An 18,920-nucleotide genomic window follows, 5' to 3' on the forward strand; every position below is an offset into this window, starting at 1 on the left:
CACCCCCCACCCGCCCAGCCCATCGTCGCCTTCGACAGGGAACCCGTCATGACCACAGCACGAGACCTGCTGATCGTCAGCATGGACGTCACCACCGCAGACCAGTCCGTAGGGCAGGGTGAGCTCTCGCTGGCGCTGGCCGGGGCCGAGCTCCTCGACCTCGCCGAGGCCGCCGCCCTCACCCTGGACGGCGACCGCATCGTCCCCGGCCCGGCCCCGTTCGACCTGGCCGACCGGCAGTTGACCGAGGCCGCGGCGGCCCTGTCACTACAGGAACCGTACGAGTCCGTGGAGGACTGGCTGTGGCGCCGGGGCCGCGGCCTGTACGCGGCCCATCTCGCCGCCCTGGAGGCGGACGGCGGGGTGACCCGCAAGCACCGGCACTGGCTCCCCCTGCGTGCCGAACGCGACGCGGTCGCCGACTCGCCGGACCGGCGTGCGGCGGTGGAACGCTGGACGTCCGGCGAACCCGTCCTCGCCGCTCTCGCGCTCGCCGCCCGGCTGCGCGACGAGCCGGTGGAGGACCTCGCGGGCCGCACCGGCGACACCGTCGTGACCGTGGTGACGGCCGTCGACGACGCGGTGACGGAACTCGTGGCCGTACGGCAGCGGCGCACCATCGAGAAGGCGGCCTTCGACAACATCTGGCGCGGGCAGTGACCCCACCCTCCACTATCGGCCATACGTGGAGTTACCTCCGTTAACCCCGCGTCACGCCCCCTACGGTGATCGAGATGGCGTCGCGGAAGCGGCCAAGTGGGCCACCGACAAGGGAGTTGAGGCATGGGGCACAGGGTGCGGGTACTGGTCGCGGTCGGGGTTCTGACGCTGGGCGCAGGGGGCGCGGGCACCGCGCGGGCCGCCGTCGTGGCGCCCCTCTGCCCGGCCGCGGAGCTCTTCGCCACGAACAACACCGCGATCATCACCGAGCCCACCGACCCGCGGCTCAACGATCGCCTCCAGCGCTTCGACCACCAGGTACGCGGGATCATCCACGCCAACGGCGCGCGCCCCGGCGCCTCGACATTGCTCAACGGGGTGTTCTGGTCGGGCGAGTTGAAGCGGACGACGTACGAGCGCTCGCGCGTGTTCGACGTCTCCCACGCCAACCGCGACGGGCTGCACCACATCGCCGCGGTCGTCGCCAAGCAGTACCACCAGGAGTCGGTCCTGACCTTCCGCTGTCTGCCGCGCGCCTCGCACGAGGCGGACGCGGTGGAGATCCGGGCCTCCGGAGTCTCCGCGACGAAGCTCCAAGGCGCCCTGGCCGCGGACCCCGAGGCCCGGGAGGAGCTGGGTGGCGGCTCGGTCACCCTCGATGGACGGCTCATCCTCGTCGCCCCGCTCGCGGACCTGCCCCTGGCGCGGAAGTTCACGCAGTCACTGGGCGTCGACTGGAACAGGGCCGAAGTCCGTTACGGCGATGAGGAATTCGTCTCGTAATCGCCGTCGGTCAAAGGTCGGATCCGTCTTCCGGGATGGACGGGTCGACCGTATGCTCCTGCGCCGGACGTGACCGTTACCACCGGTAATAGGGAGCACTGTGGCGCGCACGGACAGCACGAGACGGACTTTTGTCGCGAGTACGGCGGCGGCGGGCGCGGCGGCCGCCCTGGGATGGGAGGCGCCCGCCGCCGCGGCGGCCTCCCCCACCCCGGCTGGCACCGCGGCCCGCGCCGGGGCGGCCGGCCAGAGCGTGGCCGTGCTCGGTGGCGGCGTCGCCGGCCTCACCGCGGCACACGAGCTGGCCGAGCGGGGGTTCGCGGTCACGCTCTTCGAACGCCGGGCACTCGGCGGCAAGGCCCGCTCCATGGACGTACCCGACAGCGCGAAGGGCGGCCGCAAGCCACTGCCCGCCGAGCACGGCTTCCGCTTCATCCCCGGCATTTACCACAACCTGCCGGACACGATGCGGCGCATCCCGTTCCCCGGCAACGCGCACGGCGTCTGGGACAACCTGGTGGCGCCCAAGGAGATGATGTTCGCGCGGACCGGCCAGGAGGACCTGCGGCTCCCGATGCCGGGCGCGGGCACACCCCAGCCGCTCACCCTCGACGACATCCGCCGGGCCCTGTCCGGGGTGCTCGGCACCTTCCAGCGGCTGCCCGCCCGCGAGATCGCCTACTTCGTGGACCGCCTCGCGGTGTTCCTCACCAGCTGCCAGGAGCGCCGCGACCGCCAGTGGGAGTCCGTCCCGTGGTGGACGTTCACCCGGGCCGCGCAGATGAGTTACGACTATCAGCGCATCCTCGCCGTGGGCGTGACCCGCAACATCGTGGCGACCAAGGCGGAGGAGGCCAGCACCCGCACGGTCGGCACCCTGCTCGAAGCCTTCGTGTTCAACGCGCTGGGCCGAGGAGCGGACGGCCCCCTCGACCGGATCCTCAACGCGCCGACCAACGAGGCGTGGATCGACCCCTGGGTCACTCAACTCCGCTCCCTGGGCGTCGAGTTCAAGGTGGGCTGGAACGTACGCGAAGTGACGTACGCGGGCGGCCGGGTGACGGGCGTTCAGGCCGAGGACGACACCGGCGCCACCCGCACGATCACCGCCGATCACTATGTGTCGGCCCTGCCGGTGGAACACGCGCGGGCCACCTGGAGTGCGGCGATGCGCGCCGCCGACCCGCAGTTGGCGCGCTGTGACCAGCTGCGCACCGACTGGATGACGGGCATTCAGTTCTATCTGACCGAACGGCCCGGCCTCGTCCACGGCCACCTCGACTGCATCGACTCGCCGTGGTCGCTCACCGCCATCGCCCAGGCCGAACACTGGCCGCTGCACCCCTTCGCGACCGACTACGGCGACGGTTCGGCGGTGGACTGCCTCTCGGTCGACATCTCCGAATGGGACAAACCCGGCATCCTGTACGGGAAGACGGCCAAGCAGTGCACCCGCGAGGAGATCGCGCGCGAGGTGTGGGCGCAGCTGAAGGCCGCGCTCAACGACACCGGGAAGACGGCCCTGAGCGACTCCAAGCTGCACTCGTGGTTCCTGGACCCGGGCGTCTCCGGCACCGGAACACCCGACCCCCGCAACGAGGACGAGCTGTTGATCCACCCCACGGGCACCTTCCACAACCGCCCCTCGGCCGCCACGAAGATCCCCAACTTCTATCTCGCCGGTGACTACGTGGCCGTCCCCATCGACCTGGCCACCATGGAGGGCGCCAACACCTCGGGACGGCTCGCCGCCAACGCCCTGCTGGACCGGGTGGGTTCGAGCGCGCCCCGCTGTACGGTCACCCCGCTCTACAGCGCCCCCGAGCTCGACTTCCTCAAGAACACCGACCGGCTGCGGCTCCGGCTCGGCCTGCCGAACGCCTTCGACGTGGGCTGAGGGCAGCCGGTCGTCGGCTCACACCTTGCGGGCCACGCCCGCGTACACGGGAAGGGTGGCGTCGCCCTCGACCGCGCTCTCGTCGAGCTCGGGGTGCCAGGCGGCGGCCGGGCCGACACCCGGCTCGACGAGTTCCCGGCGGTGGAAGAACCGGGTGACCTCGGCCTTGCTGCGCGGACGCAGGGTGACGCCGCCGCTCTTGTAGAGCTCCACCGCACGGGCGGCGCTCTCCGGGTCGAAGTCGCCGGTGATCTGCGAAAGGACCAGATAGCTGCCCGGGGCGAGGACGTCGAGGAGGCGGTCGACGATCCCGTAGGCATCGTCGTCGTCACCGATGAAATGGGTCAGCGCTATGAGCGAGAGCGCGACCGGACGCGTGAAGTCGAGGGTGGTGTGGGCGAGTTCGAGGATGCGCTCGGGTTCGCGGACATCGGCCTGGATGTACTCGGTGACGCCCTCGGGGGTGGAGCGCAGCAGGGCCTCCGCGTGCCGCAGCACGATCGGGTCGTTGTCCGCGTACACGATGCGGGCGTCGGGGGCGGTGCGCTGGGCGACCTGGTGGAGGTTGGGCTCGGTGGGGATGCCGGTGCCGATGTCGAGGAACTGGCGTACGCCCTGCTCGGCGAGCCAGCGCGTGGCCCGGTGCATGAAGGCCCGGTTGACGCGTGCGATGTCCCGGCCGCGCGAGTCGAGCGCGAGCAACTGCTCGGCGAGCGCCTCGTCGACCGGGTAGTTGTCCTTGCCGCCCAGGAACCAGTCGTACACCCGGGCCGGATGGGGCTTGCTCGTGTCGATCGTCACGGCGGTGTGGTCGTGCCCGGTCATGTGCGCTCCATGGGGGATGAAGATCAGTGAACAGGTGGGGAAGTCACGGCGGTTGAGGAACGGCGAGGGGGAACAGCGTGGAGGAACAGCGGCGCGGATCACCGGGTGGACCGGCCCGAGGAGGGGCGGAGGAGACCGGCGGGAGGACCGACGAGGAGAGGCCGGCACCTGGGCCGGCGGCGGCCGGCCTGGGGACCGGCGGGGGTCACATCAGCAGGAAGTCGGCCTGTCCGGACTTCGCACCCTGGATGAAGGCGGCGATCTCGCCGGGGGTGTAGATCAGCGCGGGACCCTCGGGATCGGCCGACTGGCGCACCGCGACCCGGCCGTCGGCCAGCTTCATCGCCTCGAAGCAGTTGCCCCCGTTGCCGCCGCTCCACGGCTTGTGCCAACCCTCGGCGCCGAGCAGGGCCGCGGGCATGCCGTTGTAGATGTGCCCGCCGACCGGCCCGCCGTCGTATATGTGATCCATTCACAGCTCCTTGCGGAGATCCTTGAGGATCTCCTTCGTGCGTTGTGCAGTCGCGGCCTGAGCCGCCATGCGGTCCATGACCTCCAGGTGGGTGGCCACCTCGGGGCGCGCGTCGAGATAGACGGCGCCGGTCAGGTACTCGCTGTAGACCATGTCCGGCAGTTCGGGCACGGCGAAACGGAAGAGGACGAACGGCCCGTACGTCCCCGGGTGGTGCCCGGTGGCGAACTCGGCGAGCTGCACGGTGACGTTCGGGAGCGTGGACACTTCCAGCAGCCGGTCGATCTGGTCGCGCATCACCTGCGCCGAGCCGACGGGGCGGCGCAGCACCGTCTCGTCCATGACGACCCACAGACGCGGGGCGTCCTCGCGGGTCAGCAGCGACTGGCGCTCCATGCGCAGCGCCACGTGCCGGTCTATGTCGGCGTGGCTGGTCGCGCCGAGCGCGCCGCTGCGCATCACCTGGCGGGCATACTCCTCGGTCTGGAGCAGCCCGGGCACGAAGTGCGGCTCGTACGACCTGATCAGCGAGGCCGCGCCCTCCAGGCTGACGTACATGCTGAACCAGTCGGGCAGGATGTCGTGGAAGCGCTGCCACCAGCCGGGCTTGTTGGCCTCCTCGGCCAGGGCGACGAAACCTTCCGCCTCCGTGTCGGCGATCCCGTACGCCCGCAGCAGCAGGACCACATAGGGGATCTTGAGGGAGACCTCGGCCATCTCCATGCGCCGGATGGTGGCCGGGGCCACCCGCAGCACCTTGGCCGCCTCCTCGCGACGGAGACCGGCCCGCTCGCGCAGGTCCTGGAGTCGTCTGCCCAGCACGACCTGGCCCACGGTCGGGGCGGACCGGGGTTCACTCACGACAGACCTCCCCACGTGCTGTTGCGAGCAGTGTGCCATGTCGGTGCAGATAGGAGAACGGCACTCTGCATTTTTCACAGTGCCCCTTGCCAAGTGTCCGTCGCGGGTACAAGGTAGGTCGGTGAACCAGTTCACACGCGGTGGTGGCACACAGCCCTTGAAAAAGGCGGTGTCCGGTGCCGCTTCCCCACTGTGAGGATTCCGGTCGTGGCTCCTGGTAACGCGCTCGTCCCGCAGCTCACAGGCGCCTGCTCGGGGACCACTGTGCGGCGGTACGCCTTCGACGTGCCCGCCCGCACCGAATCGGTCTCCCTCGCACGCCGACGCAGCAGGGACATGCTGAAGGGCTGGGGGCACCACGAGGAACTGCACGAGACCGCCTCCCTGGTGATCTCGGAGCTCGTCACCAACGCCGTCGTCCACACCGCCGGCGACCACATACTGTGCGAACTCACCGATCTGCACCGGGCGTTGCGGATAGCGGTCAGGGACCTGGGCTGCGGCTCGGCGGGACCCCGGCTCTGCTACTCGGACGACGAGGAGGAGCGCGGGCGCGGCCTGCTGCTCGTGGACGCGGTGAGCAGTGCCTGGGGCTCTCACGACGCCCCGTACGGGCCCGGCCGGATCGTCTGGGCCGAGCTCGCGCACGGCGGGCCCGGCCAAGCGGGCCGACCGTGCTGAGGGAAAAGCTTCCTTGGGGACCCCGGTCCGGGCGACAGGGCCCGCGACCGGATGGGTCCGGAACCGCCGGGCCCCGTGGCCCCGTGCGCAGTGGGGGTGCGCACGGTGTGCCCGGGCCCGGCGGCTCCGCCGCTCCACCCGACGACGGCCTGCTGCTGCCGTCGGTCCGGCCCGCCGCTCTGGGCCGGGACGCGGTGGGGGTGCCCGCCGCGCACGGCTTTCGCCTGCTGTCCCGGCTGCCCCGCTCCGGCTGTGTGTTCGCCTCCACCGACTGGTGGTGGTGGATCGTGCCGGCCGGCTCCGACCATGAGCTGCCCTGGCCCCGCCCGGTCCGCTACGCCCCCGGGGCGGTCGTCCCGGACGCCGACCGGCCGCGCCTGATCAACTTCCCCGACGGCGCGACGCCCTACACCCCGCCGATCCCGCTCTACCTGGTCGTCTGCCAGCTGACCGGCACCGCCCCGGCCTGGGTCTGAACCACCCCGTCAATCGGTGGGCAGACCCCGGGCCGCCTCCGCCAGCGCCTCCAGGACCGGCCGGAACAGCGGATGCCCCTCGGCGCCCCTGCGGACCGCGGCGAACACCCGCCGGGTAGCGGCCGGGCCCGCCACGGGACGTACCACGGTGTCCTCACGCTCCATCCCGCGCAGCGCCGAACGCGGCACGAGCGCCACCCCCGCCCCCGCGCCCGCCAGCGCCACCACCGCCCGGAAGTCGTCCGAGGAGTGCACCAACTCCGGCTGGAATCCCGCCAGTTCACAGGCGAGCAGCATCACGTCGTGGCAGGGATTGCCCGGATAGGGCCCGATCCAGTCGTCGTCGGCGAGCGCCGACAGCGGCACCTGCGGCTCCCGGGCGAGGGGATGCGAGGCGGGCAGCACGGCGTCGAACGGCTCGGCGTACAGCGGAACCCGCCAGAGCCTGCTGTCGTCCTCGCGGGGCGCGCCCCGGTACTCGACGGCGAGCGCGAGGTCGGCCTCGCCGTCCAGGACCAGCCGCAGCGCCTCGTCGCCCTCCGCGTCGCGCACCCGCACCCGGATCGCGGGGCGCGTCTGGCGCAGCCGGGTGATCGCGGGTGCCAGCACCTCGGCGATACCGGTCGCGAAGGCCGCCACGGTGACCTCTCCGGCCGCGCCGCCCGCATAGGCGGCGAGCTCCGCCTCGGCCCGCTCCAGCTGGGCCAGGACCGCGTGGGCGTGCTCCAGGAGGATCTCCCCCGCCGCCGTGAGGCGGACGCCCTTGCCGCTGCGGGTGAGCAGGGTGTGCCCGGTCTCCTGCTCCAAGGCGGCCAGCTGCTGGGAGACGGCGGACGGGGTCAGATACAGCGCTGCCGCCGCAGCGGTCACCGTGCGGTGGTCCGCCGCGGCACGCAGGATGCGCAGCCGTCGGGGGTCGATCACTCAGCCATTGTCGCGCGCGTGTCAGCCCTTCATCGACGCCCGGGCATCCACGAACGCCGCCACGGTCTTCTCGATGTCCTCGGTCGAGTGCGCGGCCGACAGCTGCACGCGGATACGGGCCGCGCCCATCGGCACCACCGGGTAGGAGAAGCCGATCACATACACGCCGCGCTCCAGGAGCAGCTCGGCCAGCCGGGCCGCCTCTGCGGCGTCACCGATCATGACGGGCGCGATCGGGTGCTCGCCGGGCAGGATCTCGAAACCCTCCTCGGTCATCCGGGTCCGGAAGAGCCTGGTGTTGGCGGCGAGCTTCTCGCGCAGGTCACCGGCCGACTCCAACAGGTCGAGGACCTTGAGCGAGGCCGCCGCGATGACCGGGGCCAGCGAGTTCGAGAACAGGTACGGGCGGGAGCGCTGGCGCAGCAGGGCGACGATCTCGGCGCGGGCCGCGACATAGCCGCCCGAGGCCCCGCCGAGCGCCTTGCCCAGGGTGCCGGTGATGATGTCGACCCGGTCGCTCACCCCGTGCAGGGCCGGGGTGCCCGCGCCGCCGGGGCCGGTGAAGCCGACGGCATGCGAGTCGTCGACCATCACCATCGCGTCGTAACGGTCCGCGAGGTCGCAGATCTCCTTCAGCGGGGCGATGTAGCCGTCCATGGAGAACACGCCGTCGGTGACGATCAGCCGGCGCCGCGCGCCCGACGCCTCCTTGAGCTTGGCCTCGAGGTCGGCCATGTCGCGGTTGGCGTACCGGAAGCGGGCCGCCTTGGACAGCCGGATGCCGTCGATGATCGAGGCGTGGTTGAGGGCGTCGGAGATGACCGCGTCCTCGGCGTCGAGCAGCGTCTCGAAGACACCGCCGTTGGCGTCGAAGCAGGAGGAGTACAGGATCGTGTCCTCCTGGCCGAGGAACGCCGACAGGCGCCCCTCCAGCTCCTTGTGCACGTCCTGGGTGCCGCAGATGAAGCGGACCGACGCCATGCCGTAGCCCCACCGGTCCAGGGCGTCCTTGGCGGCGGCGACGACCTCGGGGTGGTCGGCGAGGCCGAGGTAGTTGTTGGCGCAGAAGTTGAGCACGTCACCGGAGGGCACGGTGACGGAGGCGCTCTGCGGGGTGGAGATCACGCGCTCGGGCTTGAAGAGCCCGGCTTCCTGGATCTCGTCGAGGGTCTTGCGGAGTTCGTCGCGGACGTTCGCGTACATACGGGGTGCTCCTAAAGCGGGCGGGAGGCCGGACCGGCCGGCGGGGAAGGCCTGCGGGGGGCCCACTGGGGGCCTGCGGGCGGGGCAGCGGGCGTGGGGCTGCCGGGGCGAGCTCCCGCGAAGGGAACTCGCCGCGGGGGTGCTCAGACGGTCCAGTCGAGGATGATCTTGCCGCTGCGGGCGGTGGCGGCCTCGTTGAACGCCGCGTCGAAGTCCTGGTAGCCGTACTTGCCGGTGATCACCGGGCTGAGGTCGAGACCGCCTTCGAGCAGCACCGTCATGGCGTACCAGGTCTCGAACATCTCGCGCCCGTAGATGCCCTTGATGGTGATCATCGAGGTGACGATCTTCGCCCAGTCCACCGCGAACTCCTGCGCCGGCAGGCCCAGCATCGCGATGCGGCCGCCGTGCGTCATGTTCGCGACCATGTCGCGCATGGCTTCCGGGCGGCCCGACATCTCCAGGCCGATGTCGAAGCCCTCCTTGAGCCCGAGCTGACGCTGGGCGTGGGCGATGTCGTGCTCGGCGACGTTGAGCGCGAGGGTCGCCCCGGCCTTGCGCGCGATCTCCAGTCGGGACTCGCTGACATCGGTGATCACGACGCTGCGCGCACCGGCGTGCTTGGCGACCGCCGCGGCCATGATGCCGATCGGCCCCGCGCCGGTGATCAGCACGTCCTCGCCGACCAGCGGGAACGACAGCGCGGTGTGCACGGCGTTGCCGAACGGGTCGAAGATCGCGGCGATGTCCAGGTCCACCTTGGTGCGGTGCACCCACACATTGGAGGCGGGCAGCGCCACGTACTCGGCGAACGCGCCGTCACGACCGACCCCGAGCCCGATCGTGGACCGGCACAGATGACGCCGGCCGGCCAGACAGTTGCGACACTTTCCACAGACCAGGTGGCCCTCACCGCTGACCAGGTCGCCCACCGCGATGTCCTGGACGTCCGCGCCGATCGCGGCGACCTCGCCGACGAACTCGTGCCCCAGGATCAACGGCGTCCTGACCGCGCCCTGCGCCCAGCCGTCCCAGGAACGGATGTGCAGATCGGTGCCGCAGATGCCGGTACGAAGCACCTTGATCAGCACATCGCCCGGCCCGGTCTCCGGCTCGGGTACGTCCATGAGCCACAGTCCGGGTTCGGCGTGCTGCTTGACAAGTGCCTTCATGGGCGGGGCTCCCGGCGTACGGTGAGGGGCGGGACCGGCGACGGGATCGAGGCCGGGCGTGCGGTGGGGCGGGGCGGGGTGACAGCTGGCAGTCGACGGCTGACAGCTGACGGTCGACGGCTGACAGATGTCAGATATCAGACGGCAGACGGCAGACGGCAGACAGCGACTGACGGCTGCGAACGTCTGGCCGGTCCGGTAGGGCCGGCCGATCTTGCTGATCACCAATCTGCCGAGACCTGGCCGCGGAGTCCATCGAGGATTTCTTAAGCAGGCCAACAGCCGAGCTTCACGCGCGCCCCTCGCGCCCCACTCGTCGACTGTCGTAGGGCGTCCCGCACCGGGGGCCAGGGCCCCCGAAGGCGTCCGAGGAAGGGGCTGCGGCCCCAGGGCGTGGCGCGCGCCCGGGGAGAAACAGGAGCAGCCATATGGAGCAGTAGCGATCGGGCAGCGCGGCGGAGGCCGGCCGCGCGGCCGCACGGATCTTGAGCGGGCCCGAGAGCGGTGGGCCCGCGCTGGTTATCGTGGCCGCACCACAACGAGGGGATGGCACGGAAGTGAAGCGGGGGGCGGGGAGCGACTCGGTGGCCGAGGCGGACGGCCGGCACATCCGGGTGCCGGTCGGCCTCGACGCCCACCGCTGGGCGACCCGTGGCAACTGCCGGCGCGTGCTGTTCGTGGTGCACAACGTGACCTCGGCGACCCGGCTGCTCGATGTGCTTCCCCTGTTCGACGACGACCTCGGCGTGCAACTGCTGGCCACCCATACGGGATCGTCCGCGTTCGACGGCGGCGTCGAGGCCCTGCTCGCCGAGACAGGAGTGCCGGTGCTCCCCTGGGAGCAGGCGCTCACCACGCCGGTGGACCTGGCGATCACGGCCAGCCTGGGAGGTCAACTCCACCGTATTTGTGGGCCTTTGACCCTGCTCTCCCACGGTGTCGGCTACAATAAAACGCTTGCCACACCGGACACCGGACACCGGACACCGGACACCGGACACCGGACACCGGACACCGGACACCTCTCGCCCGAGGCCTCGGGCAACCCTTCCGCCCCGCCTGAGAGCGCTCTCACCGCCTCCCCCGTCTTCGGCCTCTCCCCGAGTGGCTGCTGCACCAGGGCGAGCCGATCGCGGACGCCATGGTGCTCTCGCACCCCGAGCAACTGGACCGGCTGCGTGCGGCGTGCCCGGAAGCGGTTCCCACGGCCGTCCTCGCGGGCGATCCCTGCTTCGACCGCATGCTGGCGGCCCGCCCGTACCGAGAGCGCTTCCGCAAGGCGCTCGGGGTGCGTCGGGGTCAGCGTCTGGTTCTGCTGAACTCGACCTGGAACCCCGAGTCGTTGTTCGGCGACGGCGGCGGGGACGACGTGCTCCCCTCGCTGCTTCCGCGGCTCACCGCCGAGTTGCCCGCCGATGAGTACCGGGTCGCGGCCGTGCTGCACCCCAACATCTGGCACGGACACGGCCCCGGCCAGATCCGGGCCTGGCTCGACCGGGCCCTGCGGGCCGGCCTCACGCTCGTGGACCCCTTGCACGACTGGCGTCAGGCGTTGCTCGCGGCGGACGCGGTCATCGGCGACCACGGTTCGGTGAGCTATTACGCGGCGGCCCTGGGCACCCCCGTCCTGCTCGGCCGGGCCCCCGTCGGCGGCCTCGACCCGCAGTCGCCGGTGGCCGAATTCGTGGACGGGGCGCCGCAGTTGGATTCGCACACGCCGCTGGCCGCCCAACTCGACGTCCTGCTGGCGCGGCATCGCCCCCTTCCGGGTCCGGCCCGCCTCACCACCTCCGCGCCCGGCGCGTCGGCGGCCTTGCTGCGAGGGCTCTTCTACCGTCTCATCGGCGTTCCCGAGCCCCGGTGGCCCGCGCTCCTGGAACCCCTGCGCCTCCCTCCCCGCCAACGCCCTTGTGTGACTGCCCCGTTGAGTGTCCTTACCCGGGTGACCTCGGACCCGTACGAGATCCAGATAGCGCGGTACGCGGATCCGTTTTACGAGCCCGAGGGTGAGGGGTACGTCCATCTGGCGGTGTCCGAGGACACCCGTGATCCCGGCCAACTCGCCCTGGCGGACGTTGTGTTGAGGGAGGGCGCGCCGGGTGACGTCCGGTTCGGTTCGCCCGGCCGGTGGGCGTCGGAGGTGCTCGCGCGCCACCCGCACAGTTCGCTCGCCGCCTTCGTCACGGGCCCGGACGCATGCACGGTGCGGACGCGCGGCGGCCCACTCCTGCGCCTGACGAGCGAGGCGGACGGCCTCGAGGGGCTCGACCCGGCGGCTTCGGCCTCCGCCCTGCACGCGTGGCTGACGTCGGGCCGAACCGTGGAGCAGGCGATCGACAAGGGGCTGACCGTTCGCGCGGGGCCCGTCGTGCACCACGTGTCCGTCACGGCAGGACGAGGGTGATCACGGGGCCGGCTTGGATTCGACCTGCCCGATAGGGGGGTTCCCCGCCGCGAGTTCCTCGCACGCCAACTGCCAGGCCGCATCCCCGGGATGGAGCTCGGAGCGGAGGTAGGCCCAGGTCAGGCGCTGGACGGCGGACACCCGCTCGGGGTTCTCGTCGGTGGTTTCGGCGACGTCGTATCCGCTGATGCCGCCCAGGCCGTGTTCCCCGCCGAACAGGGTGAGCAGGCTCTTGGGGCCGGGTGCGAGGTGGTACGGGTCGGCGTGCCAGGACGGGCCGTTGACCGTCATGTGGGCGGAGGTGTCCTGGTCGCCGGCGACCACGAGGGTGGGGGTGGTCATGGACGAGAAGTCGGTGGTGAGGAAGAAGGGGTAGTTCGCGGCTATTTCCTCGGTGAGAGCGTCGCCGCCTCGGCCGGGCGAGGCGAGCAGTACGCCTGCCTTGATCCGGGGTTCGGCCAGTCGCACTTCTTGTCCGTCGTCGGTGAGCCGGGCTCCGAGGAGCAGGCTCGCGGTGTGGCCGCCCATGGAGTGTCCGGCCACGGCGATCTTGTCGTGGTTCAGTCGTCCCGCGAGTTGGGGGACGGCGGTTTCGATTTCGTCGAGTCGGTCGAGGATGCGGGTCATGTCCTCGACCCGTGATCGCCAGTAGAGGGGTGCGCCGGGTGTTTCGGGGTCGAGGGTCAGGGTGCGTGAGCTGAGGTGGGTGGGTTGGATCACGACGAATCCGTGGGCCGCCCAGTGGTGGACGAGGGGGGCGTAGCCGTTCAGTGAGGAGAGGTGGTTCGAGTGGCCCTGGCCGTGGGAGAGGAGGATGACCGGGAGGTCGGTGCCGCTCTGGGGTGCGGTGACCCGTAGATGCAGGTCCACGGCCCGGTCGGGGGTGGCGAGCACGATCGGGCCGACCGACAGTGCGGGGGTGGGCGGCGAGATGAAGGTGTCGGCCGGGTGGGTCGAGGTCGGTGCAGACATGGGGTGGAGGTCCTTTCGGCGGGTGTGTTCAGTGGGTGTGTCGGGGGGATTTCGGGTCGGTTCGCTAGCTTCTGCCCCCTTTGCCCCTGTCGAGGGCTTCGCGTGGGCCTCGTAGGGCAGGGGCATGGGGGTGGGCAGCCGGGGGCGGCGCGCTTCCGCTAGGCTGTAAGCGGAACGCCGTTCCGTTTAATATACGGAGCGCTGTTCCGTTTAGTCAACGGTGATCGGAAGGAGACCGCGGTGCCCAGGACCAGTGCGACGGGGGACGGGGCGGCCCGAGGCAAGCGGGCCGATGCGCTGCGCAATCAGCAGACGTTGCTCGACGCCGCGGCGGCGGTGTTCGTCACTTCGGGCGTCGACGCGCCGATTCGGGAGATCGCGGCCAGGGCGGGCGTCGGGATGGGGACGATCTATCGCCATTTCCCGACCCGGGCCGATCTCGTCGTGGCCGTCTACCGCCATCAGGTCGAGGCGTGCGCCGAGGCGGGCCCGACCCTGCTGGCCGAGGGTGACTCCCCCTTCGCCGCCCTGCGCCAGTGGGTCGACCTCTTCGTCGACTTCCTCGTCACCAAGCACGGGCTCGCCAAGGCGATGCAGTCCGACGCGAGCGGGTTCGACGCGCTGCTCGCCCACTTCCAGGACCGCCTGGTGCCCGTGTGCGCCCGGTTGCTGGACGCGGCCGTCGAGGCCGGTGAGATCGAACCGGGCACGCAGGCCTACGAGTTGATGCGCGGTATCGGCAACCTGTGCATCGGGCGGGACAGCGGCCCTCGCTACGATCCCCGCCGGCTGGTCGAGCTGCTGCTGCGCGGACTGCGGCAGCCGGCGTCCTCGTAAGGGGCCCGGCTCAGCTCTGGGGCCGCTCCCCCGCGGCGCACCGCTCGCGGAGCGCTCTCAGGTGGATCAGGTGGTGGTGGGCCTGTTCGTTCGTCAGGGACGCGATCGCCTCGTCGATCAGCGGCAGCGCGGCCGTTGCCCGGCCGCTCGCCTCGTAGGTCTCGGCGAGGTCGGTGAGGGTGCGGGCCGTGTTGTAGGCCTCGTGGGTGTCCCGGAAGAAGGCGAGAGCGCTCTCGAGCCGGGTCTCGGCCTGCGCCCACCGGCCGAGGCCGCGCAGCGCCCGGCCGCGGTGGCGTTGCAGCAGGGCGCGGGCCCTGGGCAGGTCGCGGCTTCCCTCGCCGTCGGCGGTGACGTCGTCCAGGATGCGGTCGGCCGCCTCGAAGCAGTCGTACGCCTCCTGGAAGCGCCATTCGCGCAGCCGCAGCAGTCCGAGGGACTCGACGGCGGTGGCGTGGCCCCGGGTGTGGCCGGCGGCCCGTTCGGCGTGGGCGGCCGCGGTGAAAGCGCTCTCGGCTTCGGGCCACCGTCCGAGTTCCATGAGGTTCAGGCCGAGCAGGGTGTGCATACGGGCGGCCTCGCGGGAGGCGGGGTCGCAGGCCTCGGTGGCGCGGACGCCCGCGCGCAGGGCGGGGAGCAGTTCGTCGTGGCAGCCCATCTTGAGTTGGACCGGCCACAGGGCCTGGTTCAGTCGGAAGACCGCGTCGGGATCGCTCAACTCCTCGGCGGCGCCGACGGCTTGGAGCAGGTTGCCGAGTTCGGCGCGCAGCGCGCCGAGTGCCTCGCCGGCGTTCGTGTACGGTACGCCGCCGGGTGCCGGCGGCTGTGTGTCGCCCAGGCGCCAGCCGTGGCTGAGGGCCGCCCGGCTCGCGGGTTCCGCGAAGGTGACGCACCAGCGCACGGCGCGTCGTACGGCGTCCTGGGTGGCCGCGATGCCGTCTTCGCGCAGTGCTTCCGTGGCGGCGTACTCGCGGATCAGCGGTCTGATCCGGTAGGCGCCGCCTGCTGTGCGGGGGCCGCCGTTGCCGTCCGTGCCGCGGCTGGGAGCGCTCTCCAGCAGCTGGACGGCGGCCAGTTCGGTCAGGAGGCGTTCGGCCGTGGTCTCGTCGAGGTCGAGGATGGCGGCGGCCAGCGGTGCCTGGATCGCGGGCCAGTCGCGCTGGGCGAGCAGGCGCAGCGCTCGGGCGGTGTCGGGTGTCAGGGCGCGGATGCCGTCGGCGACCGCGGTGCGGGCGGCGTCGTCGGCGGGCTGTCGTTCCTGTCGCCAGTGCTGCTCGGTGAGGCGGGCCGCGGTGGCGCGGAGCGCGAAGGGGGAGCCGGCGCAGCGGGCCACCACGGCGGGCAGGGCCGCCCGGTCCAGGGTCACGTTTCCGGCTTTGGCGACTTGGGCGAGCAGTCGTCGCGCGTCCTTGTCGGCGAGGGGGCCGACGGGGATGCCGACCGCGTCGAGGCCGGGCAGCGGGTGGCGGGCGGCCACGATGACGAACACGTCGGGCGCGGAGGTGAGGACGGGTTGGATTTGCGCGGCGGACCTGGCGTGGTCGAGGACGATGAGCATTTTGCGGTCGGCCGTGCAGTCGCGCAGCAGTGCCTGCCGGTCCTCGGTGGCGGGTGGGATGTCGGCGGCCGCGATCCCCAACTCCCGTAGTAGCAGGCGCAGTACGGTCGCCGGGTCGGCTCCGGGGGTGGCGCCGGTGCCGGTGCCGCGCAGGTCGGCGTAGAGCTGTCCGTCGGGGAAGCGGCGTGCTTGGGTGCAGCCCCAGTGGAGGGCGAGGGCGCTGGTGCCGATGCCGTGCGGGCCGTGCAGTACGGCGATGCGGGGCCGGCCGTCCGCGGTGCGGAAGGCTTCTTTGCCGAGGGCCTTGCGTTCGGCGTCTCGGTCGGTGAAGAAGCGGGTGGAGGCGTGCAGTGCGGGCACCCGGGTGGGGTGGCCTGGGCGCGGGGCGCTGCGGGCGAACGCCGTCCAGGCCCGGGCGAGTGCGGGGTCGTGGCGTACCGCGTCGTGGACTTGTTGGGCGATGCCGTTCAGTTCGTCGCGGCCTCGGGGGGCGCGGACCTCGTGGCCGACGATGCGACGCACCAGTCCTCCGGCGCTCTCCCAGGCCGCTTTGCCCGCTTCGTTGGCGAGGCCCGCACCGATCGCGCCGAGTACGGCGCCGACGGCTGCCGTCGATGTGGGATCCAGCATGTCCGCCCCCGATGTCCTGCCGCCCGCCTGCCGCGGCCACGCTAGCAACATCCTTTGCGGCAAGCCGAGTTCGGCAGGGGTTGGCTGAAATCGTGTGGTGCCGGGGTGGGGGTTAGGGGGCCGGTACCACGCTGAGGTGGGCGCGGGCCCTTCGGGCGGCGGGTGGCGGCTCGGTCTCGCGGAGCACCATGGTCAGGCGGCGCAGCCCGAACTTTCGGAGGGTGCGTGGGGATTCGTTGACCAGGCGGCAGCTGGTGCGGCCGCGCTTGGGGTCGGGGTGGCGCAGGTGGCGCAGGGCTCCGTCGTGGTGGACGGCCGCGTCTCCGACGGCCTCGACCCAGTGGGGAAGCCCGAGGCGGAAGGCGGCGTCCATGATGGGGTCGTCCGCGATGTCGCGGCGGATGTCTCGCAGGCCGGGAGCGCTCTCATCGTCGGCGAAGGCCGCGGCGAACTGGGCGAGGAGGGGAAGGCACCAGGCCGTTTCGTGTTCGGCGAGCACCGCGGCCGCGTCCGGGTGGAACAGGACGAAGCGCAGGAAGTTGTGGTCGGGCATGGCCGTGGGGTGGGGGCCGATGCCGCCGAAGAGCGCGTCGTAGGCCGGGTTGGTGTGGGCCACGCCCCAGCCCGGATCGAGGACCACGGACGGGAAGGGCAGGGCGTCCGTCATCGCGAAGTAGTCCTCGACGTAGGCCCGCAGTTCGGGGTCGTCCGGGAGCCCGGGGGGCTGTGTCGTGACGGTTGTCGTGTCGTCGGCGACGCGCTCCCCCGCGGCCGTCTGCTGTCCGGGCCGCTCCTCGACCAGGGCGAAGGGCCGCCCCGCCGCCAGGGCCCGTACTGCCAAAACCTTGGTCACCGAATCCTTCGCCACCGATTCTTCCGCCATCGAGTACGCGACTCCTCTTGCTGGCCCGCGAGTGCGGCGGCCGGCCTTCGGGCCCGCCCGGGGCTCGGAGGGCGATCTTCACACCGCGTGGCGATCCTGATACCGCCACCACAATGATGTCAAGCATCGTGGCATTCCGGCCCCCCGAAGCGATGATTGCGCCACAACTGTGGCAAGTTCTGGTTGTTGTTGCCGGGACCCGCTAATCTCCGGAGCATCCACTGTTGCGCCCACAGACCTCGCATGATCTAGGAGAACTACTGGTGACGGACGGCTTCTTGGTTCCGGGACCGGCGGCCACGGGCCCCCTCGCGGCCGTCGTCGCCCGTGTGGCCGAGCTCGCCGACAAACTCGGCATGAGCCAGGCGGACGTGTTCGACGTCCACCGGCTCTCCGAGGCATCGGGGGTTCCCGGCGACGTGGTGGCTGCGCTGCTCGAGGGGCGGCCGGCCGGCGAACCCGACTTGCAGGCCCGTTTCCTCCAACGGTTCAGCCTGCTGCGCGGCACCCGGCTCAAGCCCAACGGGCGCCCGTACACCCAGCAGGAGATCGCCGACGGCGCGGGCATGTCGCGCCAGCAGGCGGGCGCCCTGATCAACGGCGACCGCCGCCCGACGATGGAGCACTGTGACGCGATCCAGCGCTTCTTCGGTGTCCACGCGGGGTTCTTGACCGCTGACGACACCGACGCGCTCGGTGGCGCCCTGCTCCGCACCGAGCAGGAGCTCCTCCAGCAACTCGCGGGCCGCGAGCGGGAGGTGGCGCTCGCCGGGGCGCCGGGGGGCGACGCGCTGGAGCGGCTGCTCCAGGACCACGGGGTGCGCGGCATCGCCTGGCGCGCCGCCCAACTGCCCACCGACAAGCACCGCGACAAGGTCACCGAGTGGCTGGACATGCTCCTGGAGAGCGTGAAGCGGTCGGAGTCCTGAGATGAGCGGCACCCTTCGGCGGCACCGTGCCGCCTCCGTCCGCCTGCCCGGGCGTCGCCCTCCATTCATTTCCGGCCTCGGCATGATGCCAAGTTCAACGAACTCCGGCTCAATGGTGACTGGCTCAAAGACCTACGGCTCGGCAGGCTGCACAGTGACGGGCCGCTCGACGAAGTGCTGCTCCATGAACGGCTGGCGGGGAGAACGGTGGGCATAGCGAAGGAGATGCGCCGGCTGTGCGGCGAGCTGGTGGCGGGGATCACCCTCCCCGCCCCCGCGGAACCGGCCGCTCTGTACGCCGCGCTGTGTGAGGGAATGAGCAGGCGCCGGGGCCGGCCCGTCGAGTTCCGCATGGCGGCCTTCCCGCCCGGCACCGCCAGCGGTCTGTGGCTCGACATGGCCGACCGTGACCTGGTGGTCGTGGAGGAACGCACCGCGCCCGACCATCAACTGGTCATCCTGGGACACGAGTTGTGGCACATGAACGCCGGGCACGGCAGCCACCATGTGGACGGCGCGGCGGTCGCGGCCCGTCTCCTCGCCCCCGACGCCGACGTCAGCGACACCGTACGCAAGGTGGCCGCCCGCACCCGTTCCCATCTCGCGGAGGAGACGGACGCCGAAAGCTTCGGCGTGCTGCTCGGCAGCAAGTGCCGCCCCTGGCTGACGGGTTCGGGCATGCGCGGCCCGGTGCGCCGCGACAAGCTCGCCGGCCGCATCGAGGCCTCGCTGGGATACCGCGGGCCGCAGGGCTGA

General features: G+C 71.6%; 18 protein-coding genes. 9 read left to right on the forward strand and 9 right to left on the reverse strand.

The window, feature by feature from the left end:
• The first annotated feature begins 48 nt into the window (after positions 1–48).
• The 3 genes from DWB77_RS07350 (at position 49) to DWB77_RS07360 (ending at position 3,340) form a co-directional block, all read left to right on the forward strand.
• A complete protein-coding gene (locus tag DWB77_RS07350) occupies positions 49–660 on the forward strand; it encodes a GPP34 family phosphoprotein (RefSeq protein WP_120720481.1) in 612 nt (203 codons plus the stop codon).
• A gap of 123 nt (positions 661–783) precedes the next feature.
• Entirely contained in the window at positions 784–1,443 is a 660-nt protein-coding gene (locus DWB77_RS07355; RefSeq protein WP_120720482.1) for a hypothetical protein, read from the forward strand.
• A gap of 100 nt (positions 1,444–1,543) precedes the next feature.
• Positions 1,544–3,340, forward strand: coding sequence for a hydroxysqualene dehydroxylase (locus tag DWB77_RS07360; RefSeq protein ID WP_120720483.1), 1,797 nt, complete (start codon positions 1,544–1,546; stop codon positions 3,338–3,340).
• A gap of 18 nt (positions 3,341–3,358) precedes the next feature.
• On the opposite strand, the gene DWB77_RS07365 is transcribed toward DWB77_RS07360, so the two are convergent.
• From DWB77_RS07365 to DWB77_RS07375, 3 genes are all read right to left on the reverse strand, one after another.
• Positions 3,359–4,165 (reverse strand): SAM-dependent methyltransferase, encoded by an 807-nt coding sequence (locus tag DWB77_RS07365; RefSeq protein ID WP_120720484.1) that lies wholly within the window; start codon positions 4,163–4,165, stop codon positions 3,359–3,361.
• A gap of 205 nt (positions 4,166–4,370) precedes the next feature.
• Positions 4,371–4,637: a DUF397 domain-containing protein gene (locus DWB77_RS07370; RefSeq protein WP_120720485.1), complete on the reverse strand. Its 267-nt coding sequence runs from the start codon at positions 4,635–4,637 to the stop codon at positions 4,371–4,373.
• Complete coding sequence (locus tag DWB77_RS07375; RefSeq protein WP_120720486.1) at positions 4,638–5,498, reverse strand: helix-turn-helix domain-containing protein; 861 nt, start codon at positions 5,496–5,498, stop codon at positions 4,638–4,640.
• Between the two features lie 207 nt (positions 5,499–5,705).
• Here DWB77_RS07375 and DWB77_RS07380 point away from each other — a divergent pair, with 207 nt between their 5' ends.
• Positions 5,706–6,179 carry an ATP-binding protein gene (locus tag DWB77_RS07380; RefSeq protein WP_120720487.1) on the forward strand — a complete coding sequence of 158 codons (474 nt, stop codon included), beginning with the start codon at positions 5,706–5,708 and terminating at the stop codon, positions 6,177–6,179.
• 149 nt (positions 6,180–6,328) lie between these two features.
• Entirely contained in the window at positions 6,329–6,655 is a 327-nt protein-coding gene (locus DWB77_RS07385) for a hypothetical protein (protein WP_246033822.1), read from the forward strand.
• Positions 6,656–6,664: 9 nt separating this feature from the next.
• On the opposite strand, the gene DWB77_RS07390 is transcribed toward DWB77_RS07385, so the two are convergent.
• From DWB77_RS07390 to tdh, 3 genes are all read right to left on the reverse strand, one after another.
• Positions 6,665–7,579 carry a LysR family transcriptional regulator gene (locus tag DWB77_RS07390; protein WP_120720488.1) on the reverse strand — a complete coding sequence of 305 codons (915 nt, stop codon included), beginning with the start codon at positions 7,577–7,579 and terminating at the stop codon, positions 6,665–6,667.
• 21 nt (positions 7,580–7,600) lie between these two features.
• Complete coding sequence (locus DWB77_RS07395; RefSeq protein WP_120720489.1) at positions 7,601–8,782, reverse strand: glycine C-acetyltransferase; 1,182 nt, start codon at positions 8,780–8,782, stop codon at positions 7,601–7,603.
• Positions 8,783–8,925: 143 nt separating this feature from the next.
• A complete protein-coding gene (gene tdh / locus DWB77_RS07400; RefSeq protein ID WP_120720490.1) occupies positions 8,926–9,954 on the reverse strand; it encodes an L-threonine 3-dehydrogenase in 1,029 nt (342 codons plus the stop codon).
• A gap of 1,141 nt (positions 9,955–11,095) precedes the next feature.
• Between tdh and DWB77_RS07405 the strand changes: the two genes are divergently transcribed.
• On the forward strand, positions 11,096–12,358 hold the full coding sequence (locus DWB77_RS07405) for a hypothetical protein (RefSeq protein WP_246033447.1): 1,263 nt from the start codon (positions 11,096–11,098) through the stop codon (positions 12,356–12,358).
• On the opposite strand, the gene DWB77_RS07410 is transcribed toward DWB77_RS07405, so the two are convergent.
• Entirely contained in the window at positions 12,359–13,330 is a 972-nt protein-coding gene (locus DWB77_RS07410; protein WP_120720491.1) for an alpha/beta hydrolase family protein, read from the reverse strand.
• Between the two features lie 240 nt (positions 13,331–13,570).
• Between DWB77_RS07410 and DWB77_RS07415 the strand changes: the two genes are divergently transcribed.
• Positions 13,571–14,167, forward strand: a complete 597-nt coding sequence (locus tag DWB77_RS07415) for a TetR/AcrR family transcriptional regulator (protein WP_120720492.1) — start codon at positions 13,571–13,573, stop codon at positions 14,165–14,167.
• Between the two features lie 10 nt (positions 14,168–14,177).
• Here DWB77_RS07415 and DWB77_RS07420 read toward each other — a convergent pair whose 3' ends face one another.
• A complete protein-coding gene (locus DWB77_RS07420; protein WP_120720493.1) occupies positions 14,178–16,352 on the reverse strand; it encodes a tetratricopeptide repeat protein in 2,175 nt (724 codons plus the stop codon).
• A gap of 112 nt (positions 16,353–16,464) precedes the next feature.
• Positions 16,465–17,235, reverse strand: coding sequence for a hypothetical protein (locus DWB77_RS07425; RefSeq protein ID WP_162952465.1), 771 nt, complete (start codon positions 17,233–17,235; stop codon positions 16,465–16,467).
• Positions 17,236–17,498: 263 nt separating this feature from the next.
• On the opposite strand from DWB77_RS07425, the gene DWB77_RS07430 reads away from it, so the two are divergent.
• Positions 17,499–18,164 (forward strand): helix-turn-helix domain-containing protein, encoded by a 666-nt coding sequence (locus tag DWB77_RS07430; protein ID WP_120720494.1) that lies wholly within the window; start codon positions 17,499–17,501, stop codon positions 18,162–18,164.
• Positions 18,165–18,389: 225 nt separating this feature from the next.
• Entirely contained in the window at positions 18,390–18,920 is a 531-nt protein-coding gene (locus DWB77_RS07435; RefSeq protein ID WP_120720495.1) for a toxin-antitoxin system, toxin component, read from the forward strand.

Origin of the sequence: Streptomyces hundungensis, from assembly GCF_003627815.1 — a bacterium.
Lineage (GTDB): Bacteria > Actinomycetota > Actinomycetes > Streptomycetales > Streptomycetaceae > Streptomyces > Streptomyces hundungensis_A.

Bases quoted from the DNA above. Each gene is read 5' to 3' on its own strand.
- DWB77_RS07350 (WP_120720481.1), top strand. From the start codon at position 49: ATGACCACAGCACGAGACCTGCTGATCGTCAGCATGGACGTCACCACC.
- DWB77_RS07355 (WP_120720482.1), top strand. From the start codon at position 784: ATGGGGCACAGGGTGCGGGTACTGGTCGCGGTCGGGGTTCTGACGCTG.
- DWB77_RS07365 (WP_120720484.1), bottom strand. From the start codon at position 4,165: ATGACCGGGCACGACCACACCGCCGTGACGATCGACACGAGCAAGCCC.
- DWB77_RS07370 (WP_120720485.1), bottom strand. From the start codon at position 4,637: ATGGATCACATATACGACGGCGGGCCGGTCGGCGGGCACATCTACAAC.
- DWB77_RS07395 (WP_120720489.1), bottom strand. From the start codon at position 8,782: ATGTACGCGAACGTCCGCGACGAACTCCGCAAGACCCTCGACGAGATC.
- tdh (WP_120720490.1), bottom strand. From the start codon at position 9,954: ATGAAGGCACTTGTCAAGCAGCACGCCGAACCCGGACTGTGGCTCATG.
- DWB77_RS07405 (WP_246033447.1), top strand. From the start codon at position 11,096: ATGGTGCTCTCGCACCCCGAGCAACTGGACCGGCTGCGTGCGGCGTGC.
- DWB77_RS07410 (WP_120720491.1), bottom strand. From the start codon at position 13,330: ATGTCTGCACCGACCTCGACCCACCCGGCCGACACCTTCATCTCGCCG.
- DWB77_RS07420 (WP_120720493.1), bottom strand. From the start codon at position 16,352: ATGCTGGATCCCACATCGACGGCAGCCGTCGGCGCCGTACTCGGCGCG.
- DWB77_RS07425 (WP_162952465.1), bottom strand. From the start codon at position 17,235: ATGGCGGAAGAATCGGTGGCGAAGGATTCGGTGACCAAGGTTTTGGCA.
- DWB77_RS07435 (WP_120720495.1), top strand. From the start codon at position 18,390: ATGCGCCGGCTGTGCGGCGAGCTGGTGGCGGGGATCACCCTCCCCGCC.